The 15,069-nt window shown below is 42.5% G+C and carries 3 protein-coding genes; all 3 read left to right on the forward strand.

Annotated elements, in window-relative coordinates; genetic code table 11:
* Positions 1-509: acyl carrier protein (locus AC3A14_RS05410; protein WP_487778924.1), on the forward strand; the 509-nt coding region annotated here is incomplete at its 5' end.
* 5 nt (positions 510-514) lie between these two features.
* Entirely contained in the window at positions 515-7,321 is a 6,807-nt protein-coding gene (locus AC3A14_RS05415; protein ID WP_487778925.1) for a beta-ketoacyl synthase N-terminal-like domain-containing protein, read from the forward strand.
* 52 nt (positions 7,322-7,373) lie between these two features.
* The coding region (locus AC3A14_RS05420) for a thioester reductase domain-containing protein (RefSeq protein ID WP_487778926.1) at positions 7,374-15,069 on the forward strand (7,696 nt) is incomplete at its 3' end.

Raw genomic sequence — 15,069 nt, forward strand, 5'->3', positions numbered from 1 at the left:
TAGGAGGAAAAGGATCATTTTTGACCCAAATCTCCCTAGATTCAGAAGCAACAGAGGTCAAAAATACGAGCGCGGAATTTTTAGGAGAACTAGCATTAGTTCCAGAAAAGAAACGCTATCAGCGGATGGTTGATTACCTTCAAATTAAAATTGGTGAATTACTAAGATTTTCTCCATCCCAACTTCCCAATACACAATCAGGATTCTTTGATATGGGTATGGATTCACTGATGGCAGTTGAACTGAGAAGTATTTTGAGTCATAGTCTGGGAAGTTCAATTAGTGCGGCTACATTATTTGAGGCTTCCAATATTCAAAACTTGGCTAAATACCTAATCAATGAGCTGTTCCCAGATCGGCAAAACACAATAACAGAGAGAAGTGAGAAGAAAAATATACAGCCTCTAAACATAGTTGAATCTCAAGAAACTCAATCAGAAACTGAAATTGAGGACACAATAGCACAAGAGTTAAAAGAGATTTTCACTATTCTAGATGAAGGGAACTAATTAAAATGAACAAAAATCCTCAAACAACTGAACAAAAGTTCTCATCTAAACAAGTCCTAAAAGCTCTCCAAGAAATGCGGAGTAGGCTAGATGCCGTAAACAAAGCCCAAACGGAACCGATCGCAATTGTTGGGATGGCCTGTCGATTTCCTGGAGGAGCTAACGACCCATCAACATACTTGAACATATTGCATAATGGTATAGATGCCATTACACCCGTTCCTCCTGAGCGTTGGAATGTGAATGCTTATTATGATTCCGACCCCGAAGTTTCAGGGAAAGCCTATACTAAGGAAGGTGGTTTTATTGAGCAAGTCGACCAATTTGACCCTTTATTTTTTGGCATTGCTCCTAAAGAGGCAGTTATTTTAGATCCTCAATATAGACTACTCTTAGAAGTAACGTGGGAAGCATTAGAAAATGCTGGACAAATATGGGAGAACCTTAAGAATAGCCAGACCAGTGTGTTCATAGGAATCTCTACAGATGACTATTCTGCTGTAAGTCTAATGAACCAAAATCAAATTGGCAATAATACAAGTGTTGGCAATAATAGGAGTGTTGGTGTAGGTCGTATTTCTCATCTCTTGGGTTTGCAGGGGGCTAATATACAGGTCGATACAGCTTGTTCGAGTTCTTTAGTTGCGACCCATCTGGCTTGTCAGAACTTACGTTTAGGAGAATCCAACTTAGCCTTAGTCGGTGGAGTCAATTTAATATTATCACCCATCAGTACCATTGGTCGTTGCGAACTGAAAGCCTTATCTCCAGATGGTCGTTGCAAAACTTTTGATGCTGCTGCTAATGGTTATGGTCAAGGAGAAGGATGTGGTGTCCTAGTTTTAAAACGTTTGTCCGATGCTATTTCTGATGGAGACTCCATCTTAGCCCTTATTCGAGGTTCTGCTGTTAATCACGATGGGCCAAGTAGTGGGATGACGGTTCCTAATAAAATGGCTCAGAAACAGGTGATTCAACAAGCATTAGCAAATGCAAAGTTAGAACCTCATCAAATTAGCTATTTGGAGGCTCACGGTACAGGAACGTCTTTAGGAGACCCCATTGAGATAGAAGCTCTGGCAGAAGTATACTGTAAAAACCGTTCAGCAGATTCCCCTCTAATTGTGGGATCAGTCAAGACGAATATTGGTCATCTAGAAGCAGCAGCCGGTGTCTCATCCTTGATGAAGGTGATTTTAGCCCTTCAGCATCAGGAAATTCCGCCTCATTTGCATTTTAAAAAACCGAATCCCCATGTAGATTGGGATAAATTACCCATAAAAATTCCGACTTCGTTAATGTCGTGGTCTGATGAGGGAAAACTCAGAATAGCAGGAGTGAGTTCCTTTGGCATGGGTGGAACAAATGCTCATGTAATTATAGAAGAAGCACTTTCTCCAATCAAAACTCAAAATGTTATTGAACGTCCAATTCATCTATTAACTCTCTCAGCTAAAACAGAAAAGGCTCTAGATGAGTTGGTCAGTAGTTATCAAAATCACCTAGAAACTAATCCTAAGCTAGTACTAGCAGAGGTCTGTTATACCGCCTCTACAGGCAGAGCGCATTTTAATTATCGATTAGGGGTTATTGCTTCTGAGCTGACAGAATTAACAGAGAAACTGCTGGGGTGGAAAACTCAGAAACAATTAGTAGGAGTATTTTCAGGACAACCCAATAGTGAAGAACCCAAAATAGCATTCCTATTCACAGGCCAAGGTTCCCAGTATGTGAATATGGGAAGGCAACTATATGAACAAGCACCGACTTTCCGTCAAACTTTAGAGGAATGCGATCGGATTCTACAACCCTATCTAGAAGTCCCTCTATTAGAAATTATCTACCCTAAAGAAACAAAACAATCAAGTTCTGATCTATTAGACCAAACCGCTTATACCCAACCCGCCCTATTTGCCATAGAATACGCCCTCTTTAAACTATGGGAATCCTGGGGAGTCCAACCCGATGTAGTTATGGGTCATAGTGTAGGAGAATATGTAGCCGCAACAGTAGCAGGAGTATTTAGCCTAGAAGACGGTCTCAAACTCATAGCCATGCGGGGCAAACTAATGCAACAGTTACCCTCTGGTGGTCAGATGGTATCCGTAATGGCATCAGAATCTCAGGTAACAGAAGCCATAAAAGCAGATAAGGCCCAAGTAACAATAGCAGCAGTTAACGGGCCAGAAAGTACAGTTATCTCAGGTGAGAGTGCAGCCATAGCTAAGATTTGTAGTGTCTTTGAAGGAGTTGGAATCAAGACAAAGCAACTACAAGTCTCCCATGCTTTCCATTCCCCATTGATGGAGCCGATGTTAACAGAATTTGAAGCAGTAGCCAAAGAAATCAGCTATAATCCACCCAAAATACCCCTGATATCAAACGTAACGGGTACTGAAGTAGGGACAGAAATATGCACGGCTCAATATTGGGTAGCTCATGTGCGTCAACCCGTAAGGTTTGCCCAGAGTATGAAAACGCTAGAAGAGCAAGGATATGAAACGTTTCTGGAAATTGGGCCTAAACCGATATTGTTAGGAATGGGAAGGAAATGTGTAATAGAAGAAGTAGGAGAATGGTTGCCCTCATTGCGTCCAGGAGTAGATGAATGGCAACAAATACTATCGAGTCTGGGACAATTGTATGTCAAAGGAGTAAAAATAGATTGGTCAGGATTTGACTCAGACTATAGTCGTCAGAAAGTAGCCTTACCTACATATCCATTCCAACGAGAAAGATGTTGGATAGAAACTAATCCTAACGTCAACTTCTGGCCTAAACAAAAATTGTCAACAGACCCAAACTTCCATCCACTATTAGGTCAGAAGCTTAATTGTGCAAGCGAACAACACATATTTGCTTCACAAATAGGAGAAAACTCACCCAATTATCTGAGCCACCACCGCATCTTCAATCAAGTTGTTTTTCCTACAACAGGCTACTTGGAGATGGCAAGTGCAGCAGGAAATCAGAAATTTAAAACACCCCGTATAGTAATCGAAGATCTAACTATCAGTAAGGGCTGGACGCTACCAGAAGGACAATTAACCAATGCCCAAACTATACTCACTGCATTAGACAACCAAAGCTATCAATTTCAAATATTTTCTCAACACCAACAAAACCAACAGGAACAGAAGTGGACGCTCCATGCGACAGGAAAAGTCCGAACTGCCCAAACTAATATAACTCCAAGCCAAGTCGATCTAGAAAAATACAAAGCAGAGTGTCGTCAACCCATAGAAGTCAAAGAACATTATCAACAATCTCGGCAATTTGGGCTTGATTATGGCAGCAGTTTCCAAGGTATCTGCGAGTTATGGTCGGGTGAAAACAAAGCCTTGGCTCAGATTAAGTTACCTGAAGAATTGATAGCAGAAACAATAGATTATCACTTCCATCCCGCATTATTAGACGCAGCTTTGCAGTTAATCGGTCATATATGGCCAGAAGTAGAGAGCGATAAAACTTATCTGACGGTAGGGGTAGAGGAGTTCAAGGTCTATAGTCGTCCAGGGCTTTCTTTTTGGGCATACGCATCAGCGATCGCGACTGGAGTAGAAGGTCAAGAAAATATGACCACTCAAGTGACACTACTGAGTCCAGAAGGGGAAATAATTGCCACAGTCAAAGGCTTACAAGTAAAAGTGGCCAATAAACAGACCTTACTAGGCACAGAAGGAGAATCAATCACCAATTGGTTGTATGAAGTAGAATGGAGAACTAAAGGTCTTTTAGGCCGGTTGTTACCTCCTGACTTTTTGCTTGCTCCTGTAGAAGTTTCCCAAAAATTAACTCCCAACCTACAAGAATTAGTCACCCAGATAGATAATGCTTCTACCTCAGAAATACAAAGGAAGGTAGAAGCATTAAGTGTAGATTATATCGTGCAAGCCTTGCTATCAATGGGTTGGTCATATAAACCAACAGAGAGCTTCAACTTAGAGGCAGCAGTCCAACGTTTAGGTATAGTTCCGAGTCAGCGACGATTATTCAAGCGTTTGCTACAAATCCTAGCAGAAGTAGGAATACTCCAGCCGAATCAACAACAGTGGGAGGTACAACAAACCTTAGAGAGAGTTGACCCGACCCAAAAAAGCCAAAGTTTACTGAATCAATATCCAGAAGAAGTAGCTGGATTAACTCTATTAGACCGTTGTGCATCTCAACTAGCGATCGCACTACGAGGAGCAATAGATCCGGTAGAACTGGTGTTCCCTCAAGGGGATTTGACCACAGCAACCCAATTCTATCAAGAGTCACAAGTAACGAAGGTGATGAATACGATAGTGCAAAAAACTATCACTCAAGCCATTGAGAAGTTACCACCGAGCCGAGGTATACGGTTATTGGAAATCGGAGCAGGAACAGGAGGGACTACAAGTTATATTTTGCCCCATCTCAATCCTAACCAAACGGAATATATATTCACGGATATTGGGGCTTTATTCACCAGTAAAGCTCAAGAGCAATTCAAGGATTATCGATTCATCAGCTATCAAACTTTAGATATTGAGGTAGACCCAACCAGCCAAGGATTTACACCTCATCAGTATGATGTCATTATTGCGGCTAATGTCCTTCATGCTACCACGAGTATGAAGCAGACCTTATCCCATGTGCGACAACTGTTAGCACCAGGGGGAATGTTGGTCTTGTATGAAACAACAACACGATCTCGATTTTCGGATTTAATCTTTGGACTATTAGAAGGATGGTGGAAGTTCACTGATTATGACTTGCGATCCGACTACCCTCTATTGAGTCGCCAGCAGTGGAAAAAGGTTTTGAGTGAAACCGGTTTTACTCAAGTCGTTACTCTACCAGAAGTTGAGAGTATGGCAGAAGTATTTGCTCAACAAGGGGTGATTGTCGCCCAAGCAGATCCAACAAACACAGAGCCAACTTCATTGGCACCAAAGGGCTGGTTGATACTAGCAGACCAACAAGGAATTGCTCAACAGGTGGCTAGTCAACTCCACGAAGCAGGAGAGGTTTGTACGTTAGTATTTGCAGGAGAGAATTACCAACAGCTTGCCCCGGAAGAATTTACCATTAATCCTCATAATCCAGAAGAATTTGAGCAACTGATAGAAGCTGTTGCGACCCAATCCCCCTCGTTATCGGGAGTCGTACAATGTTGGACAACCGAAGCAGGAGTCGATAAAAATCTGAGCGTTGAGGAATTAGAAAATTTATCGCAGCTCGGGTGTGGTACGACCTTATCTTTGGTACAAGCCTTAGTCAAAGTCAAATTATCTCGATCGCCCCGGTTATGGTTAGTGACCAATGGTTCTCAACCCGTACCGTCCAATAATCCAGTCATACCAGGAGTAGCCCAATCTTCACTGTGGGGTATGGGAAAAGTGATTCGCTTAGAATATCCCGATCTAAAGTGTGTGTGCATAGATTTAGACCCACAGCAGACAATAGAAACTCAAGCTGAGGCACTATTCCAGGAAATCTGGTCGGAGGATACGGAAGACCAGGTAGCATGGCGCGCAGGTGAGCGTTATGCGCCTCGATTGGTGGCTAGTCGTCGTCAGCAAACTGATGCTACTATTCAAAAGCCTTTATGTTTCCATCAGAATGCTACCTATTTGATTACAGAAGGTATAGGAGATGTAGGTTTATTGGTGGCTCGTTGGATGGTAGAGAAAAGAGCAAAGCATTTGGTGTTGCTGGGATGCGGTTCACTAGATGATGCTAACCGTCAAAAAATAACGGAGTTAGAAAGGGCTGGAGTTTCTGTAGTACTGGAGAAAGCTGATGTGTCTGATGTCGAATCAATGAGCAGAGTGCTGCACAAAATTGAGCAGTCAAACAGACCACTAACAGGAGTAATCCATTCGGCTGAACTGTTGTCGGATGACGTTCTACAACACCAGAGTGAATCCAGCTTTAAGCAAGTGATGGCATCCAAAGTCAAAGGTGCTTGGCATTTGCATCAATTGACTCAAAACCAACAGTTGGACTTTTTTATATTGTTTTCTTCCGTTGCATCGTTGTTGGGTTCACCAGGTCAAGGAAATCAGGCTGTAGCCAGTGGATTTCTTGATGGTTTAGCCCATTATCGCCGTGCGATGGGATTACCAGGATTAAGCATTCATTGGGGTTCTTTTGCTCAAGTGGAAGAGGTGGAAGAACCCGGTTTGGAAGTCAATCTACAGAAGCAGGGAATGGGTGTGATATCTCCCACTCAGGTTCTAGAGTCGCTAGAGCTACTGATGAGTGGTAGTGGTTCGGAGATAGAAGTAGGAGTGCTACCGATTGAGTGGTCAGCTTGGCAGGAAAGAGTAGCCCAATGGCCTTTTTTGGCAGATTGGCAGGAAACCAACCCAACAACTTCTGAAGTATCTCAGTCAGAGTTTCTGTTAAAGTTGAAGGCAACCGCACCTAACGAACGTCGCTCGTTATTAGTCGCTCATGTGCGCCGTCAATTTGCTCTAGTGTTAGGGATAAATCATCCTGAATCTATTTCATTAGAGACTGGATTTTTTGATTTAGGTATGGATTCTTTGACTTCTGTTGAATTAAGGAATAAGTTGCAGACCAGTTTAGAGTGTTCACTGCCGTCTTCTCTAGCTTTTGATTATCCGAATCTTCAGGCACTAACCGACCATCTGGAAGAGACAATAATTTTACCATTAGATGAGGCAGGATCGCAATCTGAAACCCCATTAGACAAAAATCAGAATCACTTGGAGCTAGAAACTTCAGAAAATATGCTGGCTGAAATTAATCATCTTTCTGAAGATGAAATTGATATGGCGGTTGAGGAAGCGATTGGTGAACTCGATCAACTTTTATAGTAAATCAGATAAAGTTGCTTACTTTTAATTAATAGTATTAGGAGAAATAAAGATGGAACTTAACGCATCCCAAAAGCTCTCAAATGAGCAGCGTCTACTGCTAAAACTTAAACAAGCAACTGCAAAAATACAAGAAATTAGAGCAGCCGCTACAGAGCCAATAGCCATTATTGGCATGAGTTGTCGGTTCCCTGGAGGTGCATCTACTCCAGAAGCCTTCTGGGATATTTTACAAAATGGAGTAGATGCGATCGCGGAAGTCCCAAAAGACCGATGGCATCTTGATGATTATTACGACCCAGACCCAGACGCTCCTGGCAAAATGTCTACTTGTCATGGAGGGTTTATCGATCGAGTACAAGAATTTGATGCCAACTTCTTTGGTATTTCTCCTAAAGAAACTATCCATCTAGACCCTCAACATAGATTACTCTTAGAAGTCAGTTGGGAAGCTCTAGAGTATTCAGGAGAGAATCCGCAACAACTTAAAGGGAGTCAAACCGGTGTATTTGTTGGTATTTGTAGCAGTGATTATAGCCACCGTATATTGAGTCATGGTCTAGAACAAATTGATGCTTACATAAGTTCGGGCAATTCTCACAGTACAGCATCAGGGCGAATTTCCTATATTCTGGGGCTAGTTGGGCCTAACTTAGTCGTAGACACTGCCTGTTCCTCTTCATTAGTTAGTATCCATTTAGCTTGTTCGAGTTTAAGGAATCAAGAGTGCAATCTAGCTCTAGCAGGAGGGGTAAATCTATTACTATCTCCAGAGGTTAGCATCGCCCTGTCTCAGGGTCGTATGCTATCGGTGGATGGTCGGTGCAAGACCTTTGATGCTTCAGCCAATGGTTATGTGCGTGGAGATGGATGTGGGATTGTTGTATTAAAGCGCCTCAGTGATGCAGTGGCCAATCGGGATAATATTCTGGCAGTAATTCGTGGAACTGCTATGAATCAAGACGGACCGAGTAGTGGCTTGACAGTACCTAATGGTCCATCTCAAGTTGCTGTTATCCGTCAAGCTTTGGCCAATGGAGGAGTAGACCCAGCAGAGGTTAGTTATATTGAAGCTCATGGTACAGGAACTTCTTTAGGAGATCCTATGGAAGTGGAAGCTTTAGGAGCGGTATTTGGCAAAACCCACTCTCAAGAGCACCCTTTAATCCTGGGTTCAGCTAAAACGAATATTGGTCATACTGAAGGAGCAGCAGGAGTTGCAGGCTTGATGAAATTAGTCCTGCAACTGCAACATCAACAAATCGCACCATCTCTACATTTTAATCAACCTAATCCTTATATTAATTGGTCTCAATTACCCGTAAAAGTTTCAACTCAACTCACCCCTTGGGAAACCAATGGAAAAACTCGTATAGCAGGAGTAAGTGCCTTTGGTTTTAGCGGAACGAATACTCATATAATCTTAGAAGAAGCACCAAGAGAAGATAATAGGCAACAGGTAACTGGCAACAGTGAAAATGATTTAGAACGGGAAGCTCATCTATTAACTCTCTCCGCCAAAACTAAAACTGCTCTTAGTGATTTAGTCAATAATTATCAAAATCATATAACTATTTATCCGGAATTAGAGGTGGCTGATATCTGCTATACCGCTAATATAGGACGTGCCCACTTCCACCACAGACTAGCAATCCTGGCACATAACCAATCAGAATTAGTGGAGAAATTCCGACAGTACAAAGATGGAGAAGAAGTCCCCGGAATTTACTCGGGAGAACTGATTAATAATACCACGATCCCCCAAGTCGCCTTCCTTTTCACAGGACAAGGTTCTCAATATGTGAATATGGGAAGGCAGTTGTATCAAACAGCCCTCCCTTTTCGTGAAGCAATTCACCAATGTGAAGACATTCTGAGTTGTGTCGAAAACTTCCAGGACACTTCATTACGAGACCTTCTCTATCCAGAAAATATAGATGAGTCGAATGCATTCCGACTAGACCAAACAGCCTATACCCAGCCTGCTTTATTTGCTATAGAATACGCTTTGTATCAACTGTGGCAATCCTGGGGAATTAAACCGGATGTCGTCATGGGTCATAGTGTGGGTGAATATGTAGCCGCAACGGTAGCGGGAGTATTTAGTTTAGAGGATGGTTTGAAATTAATTGCTGCCCGGGGAAGGTTGATGCAAAAATTACCAACTGGCGGGGAGATGGTTTCAGTAATGGCATCAGAGTCGGTGGTGAAAGCGGCGATCGCTGCCCATCCAGAACTATCGATAGCAGCTATCAACGGACCAGAAAGTATCGTTATTTCGGGTGACTCTATGGCCATCAAAGCCATTGTCAGCAGCCTAGAATCAGCCGGAATCAAAACCAAACAACTGCAAGTCTCCCATGCCTTCCATTCATCATTGATGGAACCGATGTTGGCAGAATTTGAAGCGATCGCCAATCAACTGACCTACCATCAACCCACGATACCAGTAATCTCTAACCTTACAGGAACCAAAGCAGACAACGCGATTGTCTCCGCACAATATTGGGTAAATCACGTCCGCCAACCCGTAAGGTTTGATCGAGGAATGAAGGAGTTAAACCAACAAGGCTTTACAACTTTCCTAGAAATTGGCCCCAAACCAATTTTGTTGGGAATGGGAAGACAATGTTTACCCGAAGAGGTAGGTGTGTGGCTACCATCGTTGCGTCCAGGAGTGGATGAATGGCAACAGATGCTTTCAAGTTTAGGAAAGTTGTATGTACAGGGAGCCAAAGTAGATTGGTTAGGATTTGACCAAAACTATAACCGGGAGAAAGTAGTTTTGCCGACCTATCCATTCCAAAGAGAAAAATACTGGATAGAAAGCAATAATAAATACCAGCCAAGCCTGCGTTTATCGACAACACAATATTGGCACCCATTACTAGGAGAAAAGCTAGAACTAGCAGGAATAGAAGATCAACATCGTTTTCAATCCTACCTAGGCGCTCAATCTCCAGACTACTTGAATCACCACCAAGTCTTTGATCGGTCTCTATTTCCGGGTACAGGCTATCTAGAAATGGCAATGGCAGTGGGAAGAAATCTCTTCAGCTCCCAAGAACAAGTCGTCGTTTCTGATGTGGCGATCGCGCAAGGGTTGATCCTACCAGAAACAGAACTTAAGAAGGTACAGACAGTCGTCAGTCTTTTAGACAATAATAGTTACAAGTTTGAAATATTTAGTGCATCAGAAGCTGGGAATCAACAGGTGCGACAATGGAAATTGCACAGTGAAGGAACAATATATCCCCAATCCATTGCTAAAAGTCCAGCTAAAATTGACCTCGAACAATACAAAAGAGACTGTAGTCAAGCCATAGAAGTTCAAGAACATTATCAACTCTGTGGCTCAACAGGTCTAAAACACGGGAGAAGTTTCCAAGGACTCAAACAGTTGTGGAAAGGTGAAGGTAAAGCCCTCGCAGAAATAGCCTTACCGGAGGAGTTAATAGGAGAGGTAACAGACTATCAGATACATCCAGCCTTATTAGATGTAGCGATACAAATCACGGGTCATGCTCTGGGCAAAATAGAAACAGGCGATAAAACCTATCTACCAGTAGGGATAGAGAAATTGAAGCTGTATCGTCAGGCAATAAGTCAAGCATGGGCGATCGCCGAAATACCAGAAAACAGCTTAACAGCCGATATTTTCCTCGTAGATAACCAGGGAACTGTGGTAGCCGAGCTGGAGGGATTAAGGATAATGGTTACAACAACCGATACCCTCCTCAAAAGTCTGCAACCAGATATCAGCCATTGGTATTATCAAATCAACTGGCAAGCCCAAGCCCTATCCTCAACAAACCCATCAACAGCAAGCAGCAAATGGTTAGTCTTGACAGAAGAGACTCAACTACTAGAAACACTCCAACACAAAGGTCATGAGTCCATCAGAGTATCACCAGGACAGACCTATAAGCAGCTAAGTCTACAACACTATCAAATCAATCCCACCAGCGAAGAGCAATTCCAGCAACTGCTAGAGGAAAATCCAGGGATTACAGGCGTTGTGCATTTGTGGGGAGTGCAGCCATCAGCAAACAAAGATAACTTAGAATTAGAGAAAATCCAAGAAAATAGCTGCGCCGCAGCACTGCATTTGGTGCAAGCAATCCTCAAGAGCAAAGACAAAACCATGCCACAGCTATGGTTAGTAACTCAAGGAACCCAGAGTGTCAAAACAGACTCCGAAGTCATTAACCCTGAGTATAGAAGTTTATGGGGACTAGGAGGGGTAATTGCCCAAGAACACTTAGAGTTAAGGTGTAAACGGTTCGACTGTGACCCAGAAGCAAGTATTAATGAAAACTTAGACTCCCTAGTCCATGAACTATTATCAGAAGATGTAGAAGAGCAAATAGCAATACGTCAAGGAAGTCGCTATGTCGCCAGACTCGAACAAAAACCACAGCAACAATCAATAAATTCGCCAGGGCAACCGGTGCAATTAAAACTGGCAGAATACGGAGTGATAGACAACCTCAGTTGGCAGCCAATGCAGCGTCGTCTTCCTGAAGCCAACGAAGTAGAAATTGAGGTAGCGGCAGTAGGACTAAACTTCCGAGATGTGCTTAATGCCCTGGGATTACTCCAAGATTACTATGCCGAACATCTGGGCATTACCAGTTCCAAACAACTCACCTTTGGCTTGGAATGTACAGGAACAATCTCTGCTGTCGGAGCAGAAGTCTCACAATGGCAAGTAGGAGACGAAGTCATCACAAATATGGTTCACGATGGCTTCAGCAGCTTCACCATTACCCTAGCTGAATATCTCATCCCCAAGCCGAAACCCATGAGTTTCAGCGAAGCAGCCACCTTGCCAGTAACATTTTCTACGGCTTACTACGCATTGGAGAAGTTAGCCAAAATTCAACCTGGAGAGCGAGTATTAATTCATGCGGCAGCCGGAGGAGTAGGGCAAGCCGCAGTACAAATAGCTCAACGGGCAGGAGCCGAAATTTTTGCCACAGCTAGTCCGCCCAAATGGGAGTTTCTCAAGTCCCTAGGCATCAAACATATTATGAACTCCCGCACCCTAGATTTTGCGGACCAAGTTATGGAGCTTACTGGAGGAGGGGGAGTAGATATAGTCCTCAATAGCCTCAACGGAGAGTACATTCCCAAGAATTTGGAAATATTAGCCCCTCAAGGAAGATTTGTGGAAATCGGAAAAATTGGGATTTGGGAGCAGCAGCAAGTCAAAGAAAAACGACCAGATATCAGCTATTTCCCCTTTGATTTAGGCGAAGTATTCCGACAACAACCCAAGGTAGTCACTCAGTTGTCAGAAGAAGTAATCCACAGATCGAGCAAAGGAGAACTTGTTGCCCTACCTCACAAGGTATTTGCCAGTACACAAATTACAGAAGCCTTCCGGTATATGCAACAAGCTAAGAACATCGGCAAGATAGTCGTGCAGATGCCACAAATTTCTATCGAGCCAAAGTCCATCCAACCAGAAGCAAGTTATTTGATTACAGGAGGATTAGGAGCATTAGGATTGGAAGTAGCCCAATGGTTGGTAAAACAAGGAGCCAAGCATCTTGTCTTGAGCAGCCGTCGCGCTCCCAGTGAAACCGCACAACAAATCATAGGCAACTTACAAACAGATGGAGCTTCTGTGGATATCTTATTAGGGGATATTTCCCGTCAAGAAGATGTCGCCAAAACTTTAGAGGCAATATCAACATCATTCCCCCCACTCAAAGGAGTGATTCATGCCGCTGGAGTATTGGATGATGGCGTACTACAACAGATGAGTTGGGAACGCTTCACCAAAGTGATGGCACCCAAGGTTCAAGGAACTTGGAATTTGCATCAATTCACCAAAGACTTACCCTTAGATTTCTTTGTCTGTTTTTCCTCTGTAGCTTCGATTTTGGGAGGACCTGGACAGGGAAATTATGCTGCGGCCAATTCTTTTATGGATGGATTAGCTCACTATCGTCGGGGTCTGGGATTACCAGGGTTAAGTATCAACTGGGGAGCTTGGGGATCGGTAGGAATGGCAGCTCGTTTAGATAGTCTCAATCAAAAGCGGCTCGATAGTAGTGGGGTAATTGCTATAGAACCAGAACGGGGAATGCAGGCATTAGGTTCATTGCTCTCCAGCTCTTCAAGTCAAGTTATAGTGTGGCCGATTAATTGGTCAAAATTTGTCAAGCAGCTCCCTGGTGGGCGAAAGATATCATTCCTAGAGAATTTGATTTCAAGTGAGCCATCATTAACCCAAAATTCAGCATTTAGGGAACAACTCGAATCAGTACCCGTTTCAGAACGTCAGGAATTATTGGCGAATCAGATCCGCTCTTTGATCGCAAAAACATTGGGCTGGAAAGATCCGCAACAAATAGGAATTCGTCAACCTTTATTTGACTTAGGATTAGATTCCCTGATGACAGTGGAATTGAAAAACAGATTGGAGTCAAGTTTACAGACAAATTTGAGTTCTAAATTGTTATTTGACTATCCGACTGTTGAGGCATTAGTAGAGCATTTAGCCAATGTAATTCCTCTGGAATTTTCTGTTACAAATAGCTCAGATAAATCCAGTCATGAATTGCCTACTGAAGAAATTGATTTTAATGCAGAAGCAACCTTAGACCCGACCATTATTGTTAATACTACAGTAGCCCGAAATATTATTGAACCTCAGAATATTTTCTTGACCGGAGCAACCGGTTTTATTGGAGCTTATTTGCTTGATGAGTTATTGCAAAAAACTTCAGCAAATATATATTGCCTAATTCGGGCTAATGATCGGGATTTAGCTAAACAGAAACTCAAAGATAAACTGGAATCTTATTGGCTCTGGGATGAAGAGAAATTTAGCTCCAGAGTTATCCCTGTAGTAGGAGATTTATCTAGCAAGTTTTTCGCATTATCAACGGAAGAATTCAAGTTTCTTGCCAACCAGATTGATATTATTTATCATAGTGGAGCTTGGACTAATCATCTTTATCCTTACACTATACTCAAACCAACTAATGTTTTAGGAACTCAAGAAGTTTTGAGATTAGCTAGTCAAATTCATGTAAAACCCGTTCATTTTCTATCTAGTTATGTAACGTTATTGTCATCTAGTAATAATGAAAGTGAGGAAGTTAATAATCTGACAACTGGTTACTCCCAAAGTAAATGGGTAGCGGAAAAATTAGTAGCCACAGGGAGGGAGATAGGGATTCCTACGTCTATATATCGGTTAGCAACAATAACATCAGATGCTAATACTGGTGCTAGCAGGATTGATGATAGAATTTGTCGCTATGTTATGGGTTGTATTGAATTAGGAATGGTGCCCATTTTAGGAAGTAAGTTAGGAGAGAACTGGGTTCCTATAAATGAAACAAGTCAAGCAATTGTTTACTTGTCTCAGCAAGAGACCTCCTTGGGCAAAACATTTAATATAGTCAATCCTAAATCCACATCTTGGAATCATATATTTGATTTAATTTGCTCTTTGGTTCCCTCCGTGAAAAAAGTTTCATCAACTGATTGGGAGATGGCTTTATCAAATCATCCTGATAATCCGCTCTATCCTTACTTTTTTGGTGTGCAGTCTGGAGTGGAAAAATTAACAGAAAAAGAGGCGGGTATACTTTCAGGCGTTACTATTGACGATCGCGATACTCAGAATGGGTTGCTCGGCAGTGAAATTACTTTTAGCAGTATAGACAAGGCATACATAGAAACAATGCTTTCATATTTGAACAAAAGTGGCTTCATCAACTCATCTT

It is taken from the genome of Roseofilum sp., from assembly GCF_982964205.1.

What these genes read in the sequence shown, in the direction of transcription:
- AC3A14_RS05415 (WP_487778925.1), top strand. Translation starts at nt 515, where the DNA reads ATGAACAAAAATCCTCAAACAACTGAACAAAAGTTCTCATCTAAACAA.